The organism is Mesorhizobium intechi (assembly GCF_002879535.1).
Classification (GTDB): domain Bacteria; phylum Pseudomonadota; class Alphaproteobacteria; order Rhizobiales; family Rhizobiaceae; genus Mesorhizobium; species Mesorhizobium intechi.
This window is the reverse complement of record NZ_PNOT02000006.1, coordinates 50,137-67,868: the sequence shown is the minus strand read 5'-3', so window position 1 is coordinate 67,868 and position 17,732 is coordinate 50,137. Positions and strand designations below refer to the sequence as shown.

Here is a 17,732-nt window from a genome sequence, read left to right as displayed (position 1 = left end):
CCTCGGCACCCAGAAGGCCCGCGCCGAGGGCAAGCCGGGCGGCACGGTGCGCGCGGGCGTGGCGACGCCAGGCGGCGCCATCGATCCGGTCACCTACTATGACAGCGGCAGCTACCAGCTGGTTTTCCAGACCGCCGAATTCCTCTGCGTCACGCAGCCGGATCTCACTCTGAGGCCGGTGCTGGCGGAAAGCTGGTCGCCGAACGCGGACGGCAGTGTCTGGACCTTCAAGCTGCGCAAGGGCGTGAAATTCCACAATGGCGAGGACTTCAAGGCCGACGACGTGGTGGCGACCTTCGATCGCCTCGCCGACCCCAACGGCGCCTCAAACGCGCTGTCGGTGTTCAAGGGCCTGCTGTCGAAAGGCGGCACGCAGAAAGTCGACGACCACACCGTCGCCTTCCATCTCGACGCGCCGAACGGCAGCTTTCCCTATTCGGTGTCGATCGACAATTACAACGCCGTCATCCTGCCGGCGAGCTACAAGGGCGATTACGAAAAGACCTTTGAAGGCACCGGACCGTTCCGGCTGGAGAGCTATACGCCGAAGGTCGGAGCGACCTTCGTGCGCAACGCCGACTATTGGGGCGCGAAGGCGCTGCCCGACCGGCTCGAATTCAAATTCTACGGCGACGTGCAGCCGCGCATCCTGGCGCTGCAGGCGGGCGAGGTCGACGTCCTCGACGCCGTGCCGCTCGACGTCAGCCAGGTGGTGCTCAACAGCCCCGACATCACGGTGCTGCGCGTCGCCTCGACCGCGCACCGCCAGTTGCACATGCGCTGCGACACCGGTCCCTTCACCGACAAGCGCGTGCGTCAGGCGCTGGCGCTCAGCATCGATCGCTCCAAGCTGGTCGATGGCCTGTGCCGCGGCATGGCGGCGACCGGCAATGACAGCCCGTTCGCGCCGGCCTTCCCCGCCACCGACAAGTCCGTGCCGCAGCGTGTCCAGGACATCGCCAAGGCCAAGCAACTCATGGAGGCGGCCGGTCTCGCCAGCGGCTTCGACATCACCCTGACGACGCTGCGCTATTCCGACATTCCAGGCTACGCGCAGCTGTTCCAGAATTTCGCCAAGGAGATCGGCGCCCGCATCGCGCTCAACATCGAGGACCAGGACAAATATTATGGCAAGGCGGTGTTCGGCCAGTCGGACTGGCTGGACAGCCCGTTGGGGATCACCGACTACGCCCATCGCAGCGTGCCGAACGTCTTCCTCAAGAGCCCGCTGGTCAGTGACGGCTCGTGGAATGCGGCGCATTTCAAAGACCCCGCCTATGACGGCATGGTCGCTTCCTACCTCAAGGCGCTCGACATCGGTGCGCAGCGCGCGGCGGCCTCCGACATCCAGAAGCTGCTCCTCGACGAGACGCCGGTCATTTTCAGCTACTTCCCGGATCTGCTGGTGCCGGTGCGCAAGAATGTCAGCGGCCTGCCGCCGATCGCCGCCGGTCTGCTGCTCGATCGCGTGTCGCTGGGATAGAGGCTGGATTGAACAATTCTGCTTTCGGGCGGTGAGGCAGTCCGCTGGCAAGGCTGCGAAGAGCGATGGGGGGCCATCGTTCGAGTGGCTCGATGCAGCGGAAACCCGCCGCCCGGAAACCCTCAGCGGCACCATGGCTCAATCCAGGTTCATCTCGCTGTGCGCCAACGCTCGATGACAAAAGACAAGAAACGGGAGACTACCATTCGCAAGCCTCATCTGCGCGGCCGTGGGCCGCATTTCCCCTTGCTCGACAGTATCGTGCAGTATGAGTTCGAGCCGGGCTATGTCGCCTTCACCATGCCGATGCAGAAGCGGCTGCGCGTGCAGGTGGGATCGATGATCGTCGCCGATACGACCAAGGCGCTGGTGCTCTACGAATCCGATCATCTGCCGGTCTACTATTTCCCGATGAGCGACGTGCGCGAGGAGTTCCTGCTGCCGAGCAGGACGACGACGGAGAGCCCGTTCAAGGGCGTCGCCACGCATTATTCGCTGAACACCGGCATCACGCTGGTCGAGGATGCCGCCTGGCGTTATCTGGATCCGGTCAAGGGATCGCCGCTGTTGTCGGACTACATGTCCTTCTATTGGCCCAAGATGACGAACTGGTATGAGGAAGACGAAGAGATCTTCGTCCATGCCCGCGACCCGTTCCGCCGCGTCGACTGCCTGCCCTCCTCGCGGCGGGTGCAGGTCATCCTCGACGGCGAGCAGGTCGCCGATTCGCGCCGTGGCGTGTTTCTGTTCGAGACCGGCCATCCGGTGCGTCATTATCTGCCGATCTCCGACACGCGGCTCGATATGTTCGCGCCCAGCCGCTACATTTCGCGCTGCCCCTACAAGGGCATCTCCAATTACTATCACGTGACGACCCCCAAGAAGCGGCACGAGAATCTCGTCTGGTACTATCCCGAGCCGGTGCACGAGGCCGAGCGCATCAAGGGACTGGTCTGCTTCCACCACGAACTGGTCGAAAAGATCCTGGTCGACGGCGTCGAGATCCCGAAAGAAGCGACAGCGGCATCGGACGGCTATTTCTAGACATGGCGCCCCTGCCGACTTGCGCATTGAGCGCTTGATCGAAACATGGCGCAGCGCATACCTTCCCTGAGACGGGAGGGCTATCGATGGATCTTTTCAAGCTTGACGGTGATGTCGCGCTGGTCACCGGTGCCGGCAGCGGCATTGGCCAGGCAATCGCAATTGGATTGGCCGAGGCAGGAGCGGACGTCGCGTGTTTCGGTCATGCGTCGAAAGGCGGGCTGGAGGAGACTGCCCACCAGGTCACGGCACTTGGCCGCAAGGCTTTGGTGCTGACCGGCACGGTCACTTCGGAGAGCGATCTGGCGGCGGCAATCGATCGCGTCGAGGCCGAACTCGGTGCATTGACCGTTGCGGTCAACAATGCCGGCATTGCCGGTTCGGAACCGGCCGAGAGCTTGTCGCTCGATAAGTGGCAGAAGGTGCACGAGGTCAACGTCGCCGGCGTTTTCCTGTCCTGCCAGGCCGAAGCCCGCAAGATGCTGGCGCGCCGCAAAGGCTCGATCATCAACATAGCCTCGATGTCCGGCACCATCGTCAATCGGGGATTGACGCAGGCGCACTACAATTCGTCGAAAGCCGCCGTCATCCACATGTCGAAGAGCCTTGCAATGGAGTGGGCGGACCGGGGGTTGCGCGTCAATGTCGTCAGCCCGGGCTATACGCTGACACCGATGAACAAGCGGCCGGAAGTGGCGGAGGAGATCAAGATCTTCAAGCGCGACACGCCGATGGGACGCATGGCGGCGCCTGAGGAAATGGTCGGGCCGACGGTGTTCCTCGCCAGCCGCGCGTCGAGCTTCGTCACCGGCCTCGACCTGATCGTCGATGGCGGCTACGTCTGCTGGTAGGTCCGCATCTCGCCGAACTTCGCCTGCAGTCTGAATTTGTGCATCTGCGAAGCGTTAGGCGTTGCGCAAGATGAACGTTGGTATATATAATTTCATCCTATGAAAGGGCATGGTGAGATGGGGCTTGCCATGCCGACAGCCGAGATCATGGGACCTTGATGGCTTGCACCTTGCAGGGCGCCGCAAGACTGGCAATTGATCCGTGGACGATCGCTCCACCAGCGGTCTGTCGGCAGCCATGACGCGGACGGCGTGTTCCCTCATCACGAGAAGTGAGCACCATCTTGCCTGCGCTGGCCAATGCCGGGGCGACAATTTTGGCGCCGACGGCCTTGCGCAGCGAACCGCCCTACCAACACAATCAAGAAAAGCCGCAAGAAGGGAACGACCGACAACCGTCACAGCTTGAAGGAGAACAAGCATGTCATTTCGCAGTCGAGTTTCAAAACTGTCGATGGGCGCCGTCGCGCTCGCAACGCTAAGCCTGCTGACACCTTCCGCCCGGGCCGCCGCCCCGGAATCCAACGACCCGATAAAGATCGCGCTGTTCGACTGGACCAGCGTCAATCTCAACGCCAAGATCCTCGGCGGCATCCTGGAAAAGCTGGGCTACACCATTGAATACCCGACCGCCGACTATCTCTCCAGCCTGACCACCGGCCTCACCAATGGCGACCTCGATGTCGGTCTGGAATTCTGGGACACGACCGCCGGCGAGGCGATGAAGGCCTCCGATGCGACCGGCCAGACCGAGCGCCTCGGCAAGCTTGGCCCGAAGGCCAAGGAAGAGTGGTGGTTTCCCGAATACATGAAGGAGAAATGCCCGACATTGCCGGACTGGCACGCCCTGCTCGACCCGACATGCGCGGCGTCATTCTCGACAGCGGAGACTGCACCGAAGGGGCGCTATCTCGGCGGCCCGGTGACCTGGGAAGGCTTTGACGACGAGCGCGTCGCGGCGCTGAAACTGCCCTTCACCGTCATCCATGCCGGCACCGATGCGGCGATGTTCGCCGAACTCGATTCCGCCTACCAGCGCAAGGCGCCGATCATGCTGTGGATCTATTCGCCGCACTGGGCGCCGGCCAAGTACAAGGGCGAGTGGGTGCAATTCCCCGAATACACGCCCGACTGCTATAACGATCCGAAGTGGGGCGTGAACCCCGACGCCAAATATGATTGCGGCAAGCCGCATGGCGAGATCTGGAAATATGCCTGGAACGGCATGAAGGACAAATGGCCGGTCGCCTATAAGGTGGCCAAGGCCTATACGATCGACACCGACGAACTCAACAAGATGAGCGGCGATATCGACCTCAACGGCAAGACGCCGGAAGAGGTCGCCGCCGCCTGGATCGCCGCACACGAGGCCGACTGGAAAGCCTGGGCGCAGTGATCGTTCCGACTGGAAAATGGGACCCGGCCGTTGATCGGCCGGGTCTCAAGCCTTGATGTTCCAGAAGGACGATTGGATGACGACTGCACAGGGATCGACACAACCAGGTACCGACGATCGCCCGGTAAAGCTTGCCTGCCGCAACGTGTGGAAGCTGTTCGGAGCGAACGCAACCAGCTTCATCCGCGAGCGCGACGGCAGGGCCAGCATGGCCGATGTCGCCGCTGCCGGACTGGTCGGCGCCGTGCGCGCCGTCGATCTGGAAATCCGCCAGGGCGAGATCTTCATCATCATGGGGCTGTCGGGCTCAGGCAAATCGACACTGGTGCGCTGCATGTCGCGGCTGGTCGAGCCGAGCCATGGCAAGATCGAATTCGAGGGCAAGGACCTGCTCAAGATTTCCGATGCGGCGCTCATCGAATTGCGCCGCCACCGCATGGGCATGGTGTTCCAGAATTTCGCCCTGCTCCCGCATCTCAATGTGCTCGACAACATCGCCTTTCCGCTCAGCATCCAGGGGCAGGACCGGGCTACGCGCGAAGCGCGCGCCCGCGAGGTCATCGAGCTCGTCGGCTTGCGCGGCCGCGAGCATTTCTACCCACGCGAATTGTCCGGCGGCCAGCAGCAGCGCGTCGGCATCGCCCGCAGCCTGGCGACCAAGCCGGAGATCTGGTTCCTAGACGAGCCGTTCTCCGCCCTCGATCCGCTGATACGCCGCGAGATGCAGGACGAGCTGATGCGGCTGCAGACCATGCTGCACAAGACCATCGTCTTCATCACCCATGATTTCGACGAGGCGATCCGGCTGGCCGACCGTATCGCCATCATGAAGGACGGCGAGGTCATCCAGATCGGCACGCCGGAGGAGCTGGTGGTCAATCCGGCGACCAACTATGTCGCCGAATTCACCCGCGACGTCGACCGCGCCAAGGTGATTTCCGCCAACAGCCTGATGCGTGCCTGCGATGGTTCGGAGCATGGCGGCACGGTTGCGCCGGATGCCAAGATAGCCAGTTTCTCGGCCAGCATCGTTTCAGCTGGCAAGCCGTTCGCCGTGGTCAACGGCACCGGCAAGCCGATCGGCGAAGTGACGCCGCAAGCGGTCATCGACCTGCTGGCCGGGATCGAGCACGCGAGAGCCGGCGCATGACGGTGACGGCAAGCGCCAGCGAGCCGAGGCCGCCGCTTCAGCGGTGGCTGCTTGTCTGGGCGCTCGCCCTTGCCGTCGTGCTGGCGGTGTTCCTGCTGCAGGACAGCGTCCCTTGGGCTGTCGACTATCCGGCCAACGCCGTCGTGCCGGTCGCCGACTGGGTCAGCGCGCTGATGGGCTGGATCAAGTCGAACCTGTCATGGCTGACCCGCTCGATCACCGGGGTGCTCGGCGTGCCGCTCGACTTCGCGCTCAATCTTCTGGCCAAGAACTTCAAGATCGGCCACGGCGCGGATGCCTATGTCTTGCCGCGCCTGTCCTGGGTTGGCGTCTGCGCTGCCGCCTTCCTTGCCGGCCATGCCGTGGGCGGCCGGAAGCTAAGCCTCCTGGTCGGCGGCTGTTTCCTCTACATCGCGTTGTTCGGCCAATGGACCAGCGCCATGCTGACGCTGGCGTTGATCTCCATCGCCGTGCCGTTCTGTATCGTCACCGGCCTGTTCGCCGGCATCTGGGCCTGGCGCAAGCCGTGGGTGGAAAGGCTCATCGTCTCCCCTGCCCTCGACCTGATGCAGACGATCCCGACCTTCGCCTATCTCATCCCGATGCTGCTCCTGTTCGGCAACAGCCCGGTGTCGGCGATGATCGCCACCGCCATCTTCGCCACGCCGCCGATGGTGCGGGCGACGATGCTCGGCCTCACCCGCGTGCCACTGGAGATCGGCGAATTCAGCGACATGGCGGGCTGCACGGCGCGGCAGAAACTGTGGCGGGTGCTGCTGCCCTCGGCGCGACCGACGCTGATGGTGGGCGTCAACCAGGTGATCATGCTGGCGCTCAACATGGTGATCATCGCCTCGATGATCGGCGCCGGCGGCCTCGGCTACGACGTGCTTCTGGCGCTGCGCGCGCTGAAGGTCGGCGAGGCGATGGAGGCTGGTCTCGCCATTGTGGCGTTGGCGATCGCGCTCGACCGGCTGAGCCAGGCCATCGCGCACAAGCAGGCGAAGGGCCATGTTCATCATGCGGTGAGCCCGAGCTTCTGGCGGCGCTATCCCAATCTGTCGCTGGCCATTGCCATCCTTGCCGTCACCACGCTGCTCGGCCTGTTCGTGCCGGCCTTCGCGGCGGTGCCGAAGGCGATCACCTTCACCACCGCCCCGCTGTGGAAGGCGGCGGTGAACTGGGTGACGATCAACTTCTTCGATGCGATCGAAGCCTTTCGCGTTGCGCTGATCCTCAACGTGCTCAACCCGGTGCGCGCCTTCTGCGAAGGCTTTCCGTGGCTTGGCGCGGTGCTCTTGCTCGGCCTTGCCGGCTATCAGCTCTCGGGCCTGCGCCTGGCGGCCCTGGTCGCCGCGCTGACCACTTTCTGCGCCGTCACCGGGCTGTGGGAAAAGACCATGGCGACGGTCTATCTCTGCGGCATCTCGGCCTTCATCGCCTGCCTGATCGGCATCCCGATCGGGCTGATGGCAGCGCGCAGCGACCGCTTCGAGAAGATCGTCACGCCCATCATCGACACGCTGCAGGTGCTGCCGTCCTTCTGCTTCATCATCCCGGTGGTGATGCTGTTCAGAGTGGGCGACGTGACCGCCATGATCGCAACGATAGCCTTCGCCGTGGTGCCGGCGATCCGCTACACCAATCACGGCATCAGGCAGGTGCCGCCGGCTCTGATCGAGGCGGCCAAGGTCTCGGGCTGCACGCCGCGACAGACATTCTTTCGCGTACAATTGCCGCTGGCGCTTCCCGAGATCATGCTCGGCGTCAACCAGACCATCCTGATGGCGCTGGCGATGATCATCATCTGCGCCATGGTCGGCACACGCGATCTCGGCCAGGAGGTGTTCATCGCATTGTCGAAGGCCGATTCCGGCCGCGGCATTGTCGCGGGCCTGGCCATCGCCTTCATCGGCATCGTCGCCGACCGGCTGTTCAACGCCTGGACGGCGAAGGCCCGGGCTAGGTTGGGATAGGCAGGATGATGCGCCGCGGCTACTCCGCCGCGACGCCCTTCACCTCGAGATAGCTCTCCATGGAATCGTCCAGCGCCTGCAGCCAGGGCGTGTGATGCAGCGGCGCCATGGTGCCGGTCATCAGCGAACGGTAGGCGTGGTCGCGGAAGCTCATAATGTCTTCCGCCTTATGGTGTTCCCACTCCATGAAGGTCTGGTTGACTGCCTCGACATCGAAGCCGGGATAGTCGGTCTGGTCCATCAATTCCTTGGTGTAGTCGCCCTGGAACCAGATCATCTGCTCGGCGTCTTCCAGCGTTTCCTCACGGGCGCGCCACTTGGCGCTGTGCTCGGCCATCGCCTTGGCGGAGGGCAGCTTGATGCGGCCCATGATGACATCGCGGGCGAACCAGGCCTGCGCGTCGAACATGTTGAAGGTGTAGAACTGGTCCTGCATGCCGATATAGAAGAGCTTCGGATTCTTTTCCCAAACCACGCCCTCATAGAGATCCAGCGGCCACATGCGGTTTGCGGTCTTGAGCTTGAGGTCGTCGGTGAGGAAGGGGAAGGAATGGAGGTAGCCGGTGCACAGGATGATGGCGTCGACATCCTTTGTGGTGCCGTCCTTGAAGTGGGCGGTCTTGCCCACGACCTTCTGCAGAAGCGGCACTTCCTTCCAATTCTCCGGCCATCTGAAGCCCATCGGCTTGGAGCGGTAGCTGGAAGTGATCGACTTGGCGCCGTACTTGTAGCATTGCGAGCCGATGTCCTCAGCCGAATAGGAGCGGCCGATGATCAGGATGTCCTTGCCCTTGAATTCCATCGCGTCGCGGAAATCATGGCTGTGCAGGATGCGGCCGTTGAAAGTGGCGAAACCCTCGAAATAGGGAACGTTGGGCACCGAGAAATGCCCTGAGGCGACGACGACGTTGTCGAACTCTTCCGAATAGGTGACGTCGTTGGTGCGGTCATGCGCGGTGACGGTGAATTTCTTGGTTTCGTCCGAGAAGGTCACCATGCGCACCGGGCTGTTGAAGCGCACCCACTTGCGCAGGCCCGATTTTTCGACGCGGCCCTTGATGTAATCCCACAGCACGGCGCGCGGTGGATAAGAGCCGATCGGCCGGCCGAAATGCTCCTCGAAAGTGTAGTCGGCGAATTCCAGGCATTCCTTCGGCCCGTTCGACCAGAGGTAGCGGTACATCGAGCCATGCACGGGGTCGCCATGCTCGTCGAGGCCGGTACGCCAGGTGTAGTTCCACAGGCCGCCCCAGTCCGACTGTTTTTCGAAGCAGACGATTTCAGGAATGTCGGCGCCCTTGTCCGCAGCCGACTTGAAGGCCCTGAGTTGTGCCAGGCCGGACGGTCCGGCGCCGATGACGGCAACGCGAGTTTTCATTTCCAGGGCCTCCTCATTTTTGATTTCCCCAGCGAAACAAATTTCACTGACAGTGACACTAATTGGCCCTTCGTTGCTGTCAACAGACATCTGCGGGAACAGCGTTTGCCCGCAAGGGATTCCGTGCGAAAAACCGTCGCCGACAGAATTCATGGGATCGTCGGATGGGACCCAAGACGGCTTGCCGACACCGCCGCGCTGCTGTATCGCCACCTAACATGTTCACCTTGAGTGAAATGAATCCGCGAAGTCCGGGGACGACATGGCGAAAGACAGTTCCAAGGCCGGGCTTGCCGGCGGCAAGCCGAAGCCCCAGCCAAAGGTCTCGGCGGACGGCAAGACCATCCGCGCACCGCTGACGCAGAATCCGCACGCCATCCGCGACACACGCGAGAAGGTGCTGGAGGTGGCGATCGGCCGCGAAGTGCGGGCGTTCCGCAAGAAGCTCGGCATCACCGTGGCCGATCTGGCCGTCGCCACCGACATTTCGCTGGGCATGCTGTCCAAGATCGAGAACGGCATCACCTCGCCGTCGCTGACCACGCTGCAGGCGCTGTCGCGGGCGCTCGGCGTTCCCGTCACCGCCTTCTTCCGCCGCTTTGAGGAGGAGCGTAGTGCCGTGTTCGTCAAGGCCGGCGAAGGGCTGGATGTCGAGCGCCGCGGCACGCGCGCCGGCCACCAGTACAATTTGCTCGGCCATATCGGGTCGAACACCAGCGGTGTCGTCGTCGAACCCTACCTGATCACGCTGACCGAGGATTCGGACGTGTTCCCGACTTTCCAGCACGAGGGCATGGAGTTCCTCTACATGCTCGAGGGCGAAGTCGTTTACCGGCACGGCAGCAACCTCTACCCGATGAAGCCCGGCGACAGCCTGTTCTTCGACGCCGACGCGCCGCACGGACCGGAGCAACTGACGAAACTACCGATGCGCTATTTGTCGATTATCTGCTATCCGCAAAACAGCGCGGGTTAATCAGGCCCAAAACCCGAACTGGTCGGACTGCCGTCATCCAGCTTCGACAGCCATTCGACCAGCGTCGGCCGATAGCGCGTGAGTCCCTTATAGGTAGCGAGTTCCTCCGGCAGGTCGCGGATGACGCGGTGCAGGCGTCGCGCCCATTTCGGCTGCGTCACCAACTCGTCCATCTTGATCAGATAGCAGCGGATCGGGAAGACGATGCCGTTGGAGCGCGGCAACCGCCAGAAGCTTTGCAACTCGACGCGCAGATGCACCTTGTCGCCGACATTCTGAGGCGTCACCGTCGTCCGGTCCGGACCCCATTTGTGGTAATTTTCCGGGCTGGTATCGAGGCGCGGATTGATGGTCATCGTCCAGTTGAGGCGCCGCGCCGGCTTGCCCTGCTGGATGTTGGTGAGGAACTTCAGCGCCCGCGTGAAAATGCCCTTCTCATGCGCCAGCGGCACCGGCGCGTGCCACTCGAAAAAATTCATGCCGATGTCGAAATCGAGCGACCAGTCGGCCTGGGTGGTGACCATGCCGGCATCCATCCACAAATTGCCGTCGCGCTGGTCGAGGATGCAGAAATCCCCCTGGCTCTGGCGGGTGATGTATTCCATCGGACCGTAAGGCAGCGTCGAGGTGTCACCGAACGTGAAGGTGTCGTCGATGCCGAGCGGCCGGTTGATCCAGCGCCAGCGGTCGCCGTCCCGCGTCAGCGTGAAATGCTCGGGATAACCCAGCGCCTGCTGTTCCATCAGCAGTTCGAGCAGATCCCAGCCGGCCAGCGTCATATGCGGCAGCGACTGGCAGCGCAGGGGGTCCTCGGCCAGCACCAAAGCGCGGTCCTGCATCTCGGCGATATAGTGCTCGTCGACGTCGATCAGGTTCTCCAGCACGCTGCCCTTAGGCCCGACGACATGCGGCTCGATGTTGACCGCATACATGTAGGCGTCTTCGTGGAACGGAAACGGGAACCGCCTGATGTGCTCCGGGCTGTTCCTGAAGGTGAAATCGTCGCGGAAGGTTTCCTTGCGAAAGGTGATGCCCATGATTTCCTCCTACCGCTCCAGCACCAGCGAACGGCCCTCGAAGCGCGACACGCACGGCATGATCTTGCAGCCGGAGCGATGGTCGTCCTCGCTCAGCCAGTGGTCGTTGTGGATGAACTTGCCATCGTAGGAGATGACGTTGGTCTCGCACTGGCCACAGACGCCGCCGCGGCAGAGATAGGGCGGGTCGACCCCGGCCGCCTCGATGGCTTCCAGCAGGCTCTGCTGTTCGTCGACGCGGATCGTCTTGCCGCTGACGGCCAGCGTCACGTCGAAAGGCAGGCCGGGCTGGGGTGCGGCGAAATGCTCGAAATGCACCGCCTCCGATGGCCAGCCCAAGGCAGCCGCGCGGTCGCGCACCCAGTTGATCATGCCGGCTGGACCGCAGACGTAGAGATGCGTGCCGAGCGGCTGCGTCGAGAGCAATCGGTCGAGATCGATGCGCTCGTCGCGGTCATCATGGTAGAGCCTGATGCGCCTGTCGTAGCGCTCCCGCAGCACGTCGGCATAGGTGCCCAGAGAGGCGGTCCGGCAGGTGTAATGCAGTTCGAAATTGCCGTCCTCGCCCGCCAGTTGCGCGGTCTGCGCCATGAAGGGCGTGATGCCGATGCCGCCGGCCAGCATCAAGTGCTTCTTCGCCCTGAGATCGAGCGAGAACAAGTTGACGGGATAGCTGATCACCATCTCCAGGCCCGGCTTGACGGACCGGTGCATGAACAGCGAGCCGCCACGCCCGACATCGTCGCGGCGCACCGAGATCGTGTATTCGCGCGTGTCGAGCGGCGAACCCATGAGCGAATAGGGGTTGAGCCGGGTGCGGTCGCCGTCGCGCATCTCGACGACGACATGGGCGCCGCCGGAAAAGGTCGGCAGCAGCTCGCCATCGCGCCGGCGGAAATGGAAGCGGGTGACCAGTTCGTTGACCGGAACCACGTCACTGACGACGACATCGAGCTTTGTGGTGCCGGTGCTCATGGGAAGGCCTCCTCCATTGGAGGAATCTCCGAGCGATCCTCGGCATTGATGCAGACGCCTTGGAAAGCGGCGAGGCGCCGCGAATAGTGATCGCGCACCAGAAGCAGCAGGCCGCAATGCGAACAGGTCGCTGGCTGTGTCGTGACGTTCTCGGTGATACCCTTGCAGTGAACGCACTGCATGCGCCTGGCCAGCGAGCCGCGATGCTCCGTCTGCACGGAGGTGTGGTCGATGCCGGCTTCGAGCGCCACCTGCATGGCCTGGCCGATCAGTCCTTCGGTGCCGGCTAGGTAGAGGCGCAGGCCCATATGGGCATTGCCCAGCGTCTGCTTCAGCCTCGGCAGCAGGCTGGCAAAGGATGGCGCGAGATGAAACCGCGCCGGCTTCAGCGCTTCGAGGGCGGCGACGTGTTCGTTGTTCGGCCCCGGGATAAAGTCTATTTCGGCGCCATCGAAAAATCCGGCCGGCGCTCGTGCGGCCATGTCTGAAATAGCGAGCGCACCTTCCGCATCAGCGATGAAAAGATGGTGTTTGCCGGGCTGCGGAGAGAGCGTTCCGTACACCGGCCGGCTGATGATGCTTTTGGCTGCCATTTAAGTCTTCGTGCCTCGAACCCCTCGCTGTAGATTATGCCTCAACCTTTTGCCGTGCGCTTGGTCTTCTTGGGATCGTCAAACGGCAATGGCTGCGCCGTCGCCTTGATCGATCCGCTCTTGTTGCGGATTTCAAGCTTGGTGTCCTTGACGGCGCAGTCGACGTCGAGACGGGCGATGCCCATCGATTTCTTGACCAGCGGCGAATACATGGCGCAGGTCACCACGCCGACCTTCTTGCCGTCACGATAGACCGGCGCGCCTTCGTCGGCTGGCTCCTTGCCGTCGAGCAGCACGCCGTAGATCTTGAAGCGCTCCTTACCCTTCAGCCGGTAGTGTTCCTCGGCCCCACGGAAGCCGGTCTTGCCGGGACTGACGGTGAAGTCGAGGCCGAGTTCCCACAACGTGTCGCCGGGGCCTTCATTTTCGAACGGATATTTTTGCGAATTGTCGTAGGGATAGAACAGCAGGTAGCTTTCGACCCGCAGCATGTCGAGCGTGGTGAAGCGGCAGGGAATGATGCCGGCGCTCTTGCCCTCGTCGAGAATCCTGTCCCAGATCGTGCCGGCATCCTGGCCACGGCAGAAGATCTCGTAGCCGCGCTCGCCGGTGTAGCCGGTGCGGGAGATCATGACCGGGAAACCGAAGAGCTGCGTCTGCATGTGATGGAAATAGTTGAGATCGCGAATTCCCGGCACATGCTTGGCCAGATAGTCGACCGCGGTCGGCCCCTGCAGCGACAGATCGTGCAGATTGTCGTCGAAGCGTAGCGAGACATCGCGGCCCATCGCGGCGCGCTGCAATTCCTCATGGCCGGTGCCCGAGCCATGCACAACCATCCAGCTGTTCGGGCCGGTGCGGTAGAGGATGCAGTCGTCGGTGAATTTTCCCGCCTCGTTCAGCATGCAGGCATAGGCCGATTTGCCGGGATAGATCTTTTCCACGTCGCGGGTGGTAGCGAGATCGATGAGATGCGAGGCGTGCGGCCCCGTTATGTGCACCTTTTTCAGGCCCGACACGTCCATCAGCCCGGCCTTGGTGCGGATGGCTATGTACTCCTCGTCGGCATCCTTGTCGTAGGTCCAGGCGGTGCCCATGCCGCTCCAGTCTTCGAGCTTCGAACCCAGCGCGCGATGGCGATCCGCCAGGGTCGAAAATCTCCAGGATGCCGTCATCCGCTCGTCCTCCGTTCAAAAATCACTGTTCCCCGCTCCTTGGCGCGGTGGCCGGAGCTTTGGAGCGAATATTGACCGCAAACGCGAGAGGCCCGCAATCCCCTGAAAGCAAATAATTTCATTGTCAGGCAAAATTGACCGCCGCAAGCAAACGGTTAACTCAGCGTAAATTCGTCTTGACAATTGCGGTAAACGGTCTGAATTTATGAAAAAAATTTCACTCTCTTGAAAGAGGGCGACGCAAGGTGGATTCGGAGCCGGGCGTCGAAAAAAGGGGACAAACCGATGTCAGACCTGCAGCAGCGCATCGAGGCGCTGTACCGTTCCGATTTGCGCGGATCCGCGTTGCTGATCATCTGCCTGTGGGCGACGATCCTCTTCGTCCTGTTCATGACATGGCCGTACATCCCGCATGGCGGCATCAAGGCCGTCGTCGCGATTGCCGCCGCCGCCGTGCTGATCTTCAACACGGCCGCGATCCTGGCGATGGTCAAACATTACAAGGAAGACAAGGACTTCATCTACGGCCTCGATATCAAGAACGCCGACGCATCCCGCAACCGCCAGTCCTGAGGGGTACAAGAAATGTCCCGCTATACGCCGCCGGAGCAAAGCAAGGCCGGCCAGGTTTTCGATATCGTCGTGGTGGTTGTCGCCATCTTCGTGGCGTTATGGCTGCCGCTGAAGCTCGGCCTTGCCGGAGCGGCCAAATCCATCGACGCGCTCGATGCCAAGACTTGGGAAGCGCTTGGGCAGAACCCGACCATGGCTGCCATCTGGGAGAAGCTCGGCTACACGCCCGAGACGGCGCATGACGTCATCCAGAACCGCTTCCACTATGTCATCGACTGGCCGACGCTGATCATCATGGCGGCGGTGCTGATCGGTTATTTCGTCTTCCTGTTCCGCGCATCCGACCGCGAATATCGCGACGTCATCAACGAAAAATTCGACGACAAGTAAGAGTTCCGAAAGACAAGCAATCGGGGACGCACCATGTGGATCTCACTCTCTTACGCATGCTGGGGCATCTCGATCGTGCTCGCGCTGTGGATGCTCTACGACTGGTTCAAGGTCGACACGACCTATGCCGAAGACGTTCTGACCTCGTCACGCGAAGGCGAGCTTGAAGCCGTTTCCGAGAAACACCGGATTTGAGTGGGGACGAACAATGACGACGACCGTACTTGAACCGGCAATTCACGGCGACCGGGTTTCACTGCTGCGAGTGCTCGGCCCGGCCCATGTCTGGGCACTCGGCGTCGGCATCGTTCTGGTCGGTGAATTCACCGGCTGGAATTTTTCGGCCGACAAGGGCGGCGCGCTGGCGGCGCTGATCGTCTGCTGGATCGTCGGGCTGCTCTATACCTCGGTCGCCATGATCGATTCCGAAGTGACGTCGACGGTGGCGGCTGCCGGCGGCCAATATGCGCAAGCCAAGCATATTGTCGGGCCGCTGATGGCCTTCAACGTCGCGTTGTTCCTGGTCTTCGCCTACACGATGCTGGAGGTCTCGGACGCCATCCTGCTCGGCGACACCATCGTCGCCAAGGCCGGCGTCGAAGGGCTCACGCACAATTCCTTCATCGCCGCCACCATCGTCGTGCTGGCCTGGCTCAACTATCGCGGCGTGCTGATGACACTCAACGTCAACTTCGTCATCACCGCAATTGCCTATATCTCGATCGTCATCCTGTTCTTCTCGGTCAGCCCGTGGACGCAAGGCGCGGTGCTGAAGCTCAACGAGCTGGTGACGCCGGGCAATGCGCTGCCCTATGGCTGGATCGGCGTCATTGCCGCGTTCCAGTTCGGCATCTGGTATTATCTCGGCATCGAAGGCACCACGCAGGCGGCCGAGGAAGTGCGTTCGCCGGCCCGCTCGCTACCCTACGGCACCATGGCCGGCATGATCACGCTTTTGATTGCCGCCGCCATGACCTGGTATGTCTGCGCCTCGCTGATGCCCTGGGAATATCTCGGCATCACCTATTATCCCCTGTGGGACGCCGGCAAGCTGACCGGCAGCCCGCTGCTCGAAAACCTCTTGTTCATCGCGACACTTCTGGCGGCGCTGGCCTCCGCCAATGGCTGCATCAACGATGCGGCGCGCGCATGGTTCTCGCTCGGCCGCGACCGTTACCTGCCGAGCTGGTTCTCGGCGGTGCATCCGAAATACCGCACGCCCTACCGCTCGATCCTGTTCCTGCTGCCGATCGCGCTTGCCTTCGCCTTCATTGCCGACCTCAACCAGGCGATCACTTTCTCGATCCTGTCGGGCGTGCTGCAATACACATTCATGAGCATCAACATCATGATGTTCCGCAAGAAGTGGCCGCTCGGCACGATCCGCCGTGGCTACACGCACCCGTTCCACCCGCTGCCGGCGATCGTGCTGTTCTGCCTGTGCGTGGTGACCTTCTTCGCTATCTTCCTCGGTTTCGGCTCGCAGCTGATCGCGATGACCATCTTCTATTTCCTGATCTCGCTGTGGTTCCATTTCTACCGCTACAAATTCGTGCGGCGCGGCGACCAGTTCACCATGCCGTGGCCGAAACCGCAGGGCTATTGATGGGAGACGGCCCGCCCCGATCCTTGGCGGGCCGGACATGACAAAATGTCCGAAGTGACATCAGCACTGCTCGCCGGGGTGATTGTCCTGGCTCTGGCCCTTCACCTCGCGTGGCTGGCGCGCCGCAGCCGCACCAGGGCACTCGTGGCGCTCGCCGGCGACGAGAGCCGTATCCGCACCGTCATCGCCGACGCCGCTGATGTTTCGGACGGCACCGCCGGTGTCGTCACCTGGGAAGGGTCGTGGAACGGCCAACGCGTTCAGCTGCGCACCATCGTCGACACGCTGGCGACACGAAAACTGCCCGCGCGTTGGCTCAGCGTTTCGATCACCGAAAAGGTCGCCGTCCCAGCGACCTTCGACATGATGATGCGACCGGGCTCGCCGACGACCTTCTCCAATTTCGACCAGCTGCGGCACACGCTGCCGAAGGCTCCGGGATTCCCCCTCGAGGCTGTGCTGCGGACCGATCGACGCGGCACGCGGTTCCCGCAAGGCATCATCGCCGATCATCTGCAACCCTTTTCGGAAGGGCGCGCCAAGGAGCTGCTGATCACGCCAAACGGCGTGCGCATCGTGTGGCTGCTGGCCGAAGCCGAACGGGCGCGCTACGGCGTTTTCCGGCAGGCCGCGTTCGGTGAGGCACAGATCGATCCGGCGCTGGTCGAGCGGCTGCTCACCTCGCTCTCGGCGCTGCGCGACGCCATCAACCAAAGCGAACGGCAAGCCGCATGACCAGCTCGAACACGCACCCGGCGCCGGTGAGCCCTTATCTCGTCCTCGGCGCGTCAATCGTGCTGCCGGCGAGCGGCCATGTCATTCTGGGCGTGCCGGTGCGCGGGCTGCAGTTCCTTTTCTTCATGGTGATCCTGGCATGGGTGACCGCCAAGATCGCGCCGCCCGACGCCAGCTTCATCGGCCGCCACGCGGGCGGCTTCCTGATCTATGCGCTATCCATCCTGGACGCCTACAAGCTCGCCCGTATCCGCCATGCCCGGTGGGCCCACAATGCCGCGCAGGGCGGCGACAATTCGCATGGCGGCAGTACGCCTCATACGTAACTAGAGGAAAATTTTTTTCATATGATTGAATTTGCGGGACTCATTCGATACATCATCTTCTAGCTGCA

Annotated in this window: 18 protein-coding genes; 13 read left to right on the top strand and 5 right to left on the bottom strand. The window is 62.4% G+C overall.

Features of this window, described 5'->3' with window-relative positions; translation table 11 throughout:
• The 6 genes from C1D09_RS00570 to C1D09_RS00545 all read left to right on the top strand — a co-directional run.
• On the top strand, positions 1-1,483 hold a 1,483-nt coding region (locus C1D09_RS00570), incomplete at its 5' end, for an ABC transporter substrate-binding protein (RefSeq protein WP_143972491.1).
• Between the two features lie 174 nt (positions 1,484-1,657).
• A complete protein-coding gene (locus C1D09_RS00565) occupies positions 1,658-2,527 on the top strand; it encodes a DUF427 domain-containing protein (RefSeq protein WP_143972490.1) in 870 nt (289 codons plus the stop codon).
• Between the two features lie 86 nt (positions 2,528-2,613).
• A complete protein-coding gene (locus C1D09_RS00560) occupies positions 2,614-3,378 on the top strand; it encodes an SDR family oxidoreductase (RefSeq protein WP_143972489.1) in 765 nt (254 codons plus the stop codon).
• 421 nt (positions 3,379-3,799) lie between these two features.
• Entirely contained in the window at positions 3,800-4,774 is a 975-nt protein-coding gene (locus C1D09_RS00555) for an ABC transporter substrate-binding protein (protein ID WP_143972488.1), read from the top strand.
• A 76-nt stretch (positions 4,775-4,850) separates the two neighbouring features.
• Entirely contained in the window at positions 4,851-5,924 is a 1,074-nt protein-coding gene (locus C1D09_RS00550; protein ID WP_143972487.1) for a quaternary amine ABC transporter ATP-binding protein, read from the top strand.
• Complete coding sequence (locus tag C1D09_RS00545; RefSeq protein ID WP_143972486.1) at positions 5,921-7,900, top strand: ABC transporter permease; 1,980 nt, start codon at positions 5,921-5,923, stop codon at positions 7,898-7,900. The genes C1D09_RS00550 and C1D09_RS00545 overlap by 4 nt, the downstream gene beginning before the upstream one ends.
• A gap of 19 nt (positions 7,901-7,919) precedes the next feature.
• Here C1D09_RS00545 and C1D09_RS00540 read toward each other — a convergent pair whose 3' ends face one another.
• On the bottom strand, positions 7,920-9,278 hold the full coding sequence (locus tag C1D09_RS00540; protein WP_143972485.1) for an NAD(P)-binding domain-containing protein: 1,359 nt from the start codon (positions 9,276-9,278) through the stop codon (positions 7,920-7,922).
• Between the two features lie 262 nt (positions 9,279-9,540).
• Here C1D09_RS00540 and C1D09_RS00535 point away from each other — a divergent pair, with 262 nt between their 5' ends.
• Complete coding sequence (locus C1D09_RS00535; RefSeq protein ID WP_143972484.1) at positions 9,541-10,254, top strand: helix-turn-helix domain-containing protein; 714 nt, start codon at positions 9,541-9,543, stop codon at positions 10,252-10,254.
• Here C1D09_RS00535 and C1D09_RS00530 read toward each other — a convergent pair.
• Genes C1D09_RS00530 through C1D09_RS00515 form a run of 4 tightly spaced genes read right to left on the bottom strand, consistent with a single transcriptional unit; the run spans position 10,251 to position 14,034 of the window.
• Positions 10,251-11,291: a heme-dependent oxidative N-demethylase family protein gene (locus C1D09_RS00530; protein WP_143972483.1), complete on the bottom strand. Its 1,041-nt coding sequence runs from the start codon at positions 11,289-11,291 to the stop codon at positions 10,251-10,253. The two genes, C1D09_RS00535 and C1D09_RS00530, sit on opposite strands and share 4 nt — an antisense overlap.
• 9 nt (positions 11,292-11,300) lie before the next feature.
• The gene (locus C1D09_RS00525; RefSeq protein WP_143972482.1) at positions 11,301-12,266 is read right to left on the bottom strand and encodes a PDR/VanB family oxidoreductase; all 966 of its coding nucleotides are present in this window, start codon (positions 12,264-12,266) and stop codon (positions 11,301-11,303) included.
• Positions 12,263-12,859, bottom strand: coding sequence for a dimethylamine monooxygenase subunit DmmA family protein (locus C1D09_RS00520; RefSeq protein WP_143972481.1), 597 nt, complete (start codon positions 12,857-12,859; stop codon positions 12,263-12,265). The genes C1D09_RS00525 and C1D09_RS00520 overlap by 4 nt, the downstream gene beginning before the upstream one ends.
• Before the next feature lie 41 nt (positions 12,860-12,900).
• Positions 12,901-14,034 (bottom strand): aminomethyl transferase family protein, encoded by a 1,134-nt coding sequence (locus C1D09_RS00515; protein ID WP_143972480.1) that lies wholly within the window; start codon positions 14,032-14,034, stop codon positions 12,901-12,903.
• 285 nt (positions 14,035-14,319) lie between these two features.
• Between C1D09_RS00515 and C1D09_RS00510 the strand changes: the two genes are divergently transcribed.
• Genes C1D09_RS00510 through C1D09_RS00485 form a run of 6 tightly spaced genes read left to right on the top strand, consistent with a single transcriptional unit; the run spans position 14,320 to position 17,664 of the window.
• On the top strand, positions 14,320-14,607 hold the full coding sequence (locus tag C1D09_RS00510) for a hypothetical protein (protein WP_143972479.1): 288 nt from the start codon (positions 14,320-14,322) through the stop codon (positions 14,605-14,607).
• 12 nt (positions 14,608-14,619) lie between these two features.
• Positions 14,620-14,997 (top strand): hypothetical protein, encoded by a 378-nt coding sequence (locus tag C1D09_RS00505; protein ID WP_019856864.1) that lies wholly within the window; start codon positions 14,620-14,622, stop codon positions 14,995-14,997.
• A gap of 33 nt (positions 14,998-15,030) precedes the next feature.
• Positions 15,031-15,192 carry a hypothetical protein gene (locus C1D09_RS00500; RefSeq protein ID WP_143972478.1) on the top strand — a complete coding sequence of 54 codons (162 nt, stop codon included), beginning with the start codon at positions 15,031-15,033 and terminating at the stop codon, positions 15,190-15,192.
• A gap of 13 nt (positions 15,193-15,205) precedes the next feature.
• Positions 15,206-16,603, top strand: a complete 1,398-nt coding sequence (locus C1D09_RS00495) for an APC family permease (RefSeq protein WP_095771136.1) — start codon at positions 15,206-15,208, stop codon at positions 16,601-16,603.
• A gap of 45 nt (positions 16,604-16,648) precedes the next feature.
• The gene (locus tag C1D09_RS00490; protein ID WP_167514438.1) at positions 16,649-17,338 is read left to right on the top strand and encodes a hypothetical protein; all 690 of its coding nucleotides are present in this window, start codon (positions 16,649-16,651) and stop codon (positions 17,336-17,338) included.
• A complete protein-coding gene (locus C1D09_RS00485; RefSeq protein ID WP_143972477.1) occupies positions 17,335-17,664 on the top strand; it encodes a hypothetical protein in 330 nt (109 codons plus the stop codon). The genes C1D09_RS00490 and C1D09_RS00485 overlap by 4 nt, the downstream gene beginning before the upstream one ends.
• Positions 17,665-17,732: the final 68 nt, after the last annotated feature.

Excerpts from the sequence above, each read along its gene's own strand:
- C1D09_RS00535 (WP_143972484.1), top strand. The coding sequence starts at position 9,541 with ATGGCGAAAGACAGTTCCAAGGCCGGGCTTGCCGGCGGCAAGCCGAAG.
- C1D09_RS00565 (WP_143972490.1), top strand. The coding sequence starts at position 1,658 with ATGACAAAAGACAAGAAACGGGAGACTACCATTCGCAAGCCTCATCTG.
- C1D09_RS00515 (WP_143972480.1), bottom strand. The coding sequence starts at position 14,034 with ATGACGGCATCCTGGAGATTTTCGACCCTGGCGGATCGCCATCGCGCG.
- C1D09_RS00560 (WP_143972489.1), top strand. The coding sequence starts at position 2,614 with ATGGATCTTTTCAAGCTTGACGGTGATGTCGCGCTGGTCACCGGTGCC.
- C1D09_RS00525 (WP_143972482.1), bottom strand. The coding sequence starts at position 12,266 with ATGAGCACCGGCACCACAAAGCTCGATGTCGTCGTCAGTGACGTGGTT.
- C1D09_RS00530 (WP_143972483.1), bottom strand. The coding sequence starts at position 11,291 with ATGGGCATCACCTTTCGCAAGGAAACCTTCCGCGACGATTTCACCTTC.
- C1D09_RS00520 (WP_143972481.1), bottom strand. The coding sequence starts at position 12,859 with ATGGCAGCCAAAAGCATCATCAGCCGGCCGGTGTACGGAACGCTCTCT.
- C1D09_RS00555 (WP_143972488.1), top strand. The coding sequence starts at position 3,800 with ATGTCATTTCGCAGTCGAGTTTCAAAACTGTCGATGGGCGCCGTCGCG.
- C1D09_RS00485 (WP_143972477.1), top strand. The coding sequence starts at position 17,335 with ATGACCAGCTCGAACACGCACCCGGCGCCGGTGAGCCCTTATCTCGTC.
- C1D09_RS00550 (WP_143972487.1), top strand. The coding sequence starts at position 4,851 with ATGACGACTGCACAGGGATCGACACAACCAGGTACCGACGATCGCCCG.
- C1D09_RS00510 (WP_143972479.1), top strand. The coding sequence starts at position 14,320 with ATGTCAGACCTGCAGCAGCGCATCGAGGCGCTGTACCGTTCCGATTTG.
- C1D09_RS00500 (WP_143972478.1), top strand. The coding sequence starts at position 15,031 with ATGTGGATCTCACTCTCTTACGCATGCTGGGGCATCTCGATCGTGCTC.
- C1D09_RS00540 (WP_143972485.1), bottom strand. The coding sequence starts at position 9,278 with ATGAAAACTCGCGTTGCCGTCATCGGCGCCGGACCGTCCGGCCTGGCA.
- C1D09_RS00495 (WP_095771136.1), top strand. The coding sequence starts at position 15,206 with ATGACGACGACCGTACTTGAACCGGCAATTCACGGCGACCGGGTTTCA.
- C1D09_RS00505 (WP_019856864.1), top strand. The coding sequence starts at position 14,620 with ATGTCCCGCTATACGCCGCCGGAGCAAAGCAAGGCCGGCCAGGTTTTC.
- C1D09_RS00545 (WP_143972486.1), top strand. The coding sequence starts at position 5,921 with ATGACGGTGACGGCAAGCGCCAGCGAGCCGAGGCCGCCGCTTCAGCGG.
- C1D09_RS00490 (WP_167514438.1), top strand. The coding sequence starts at position 16,649 with ATGTCCGAAGTGACATCAGCACTGCTCGCCGGGGTGATTGTCCTGGCT.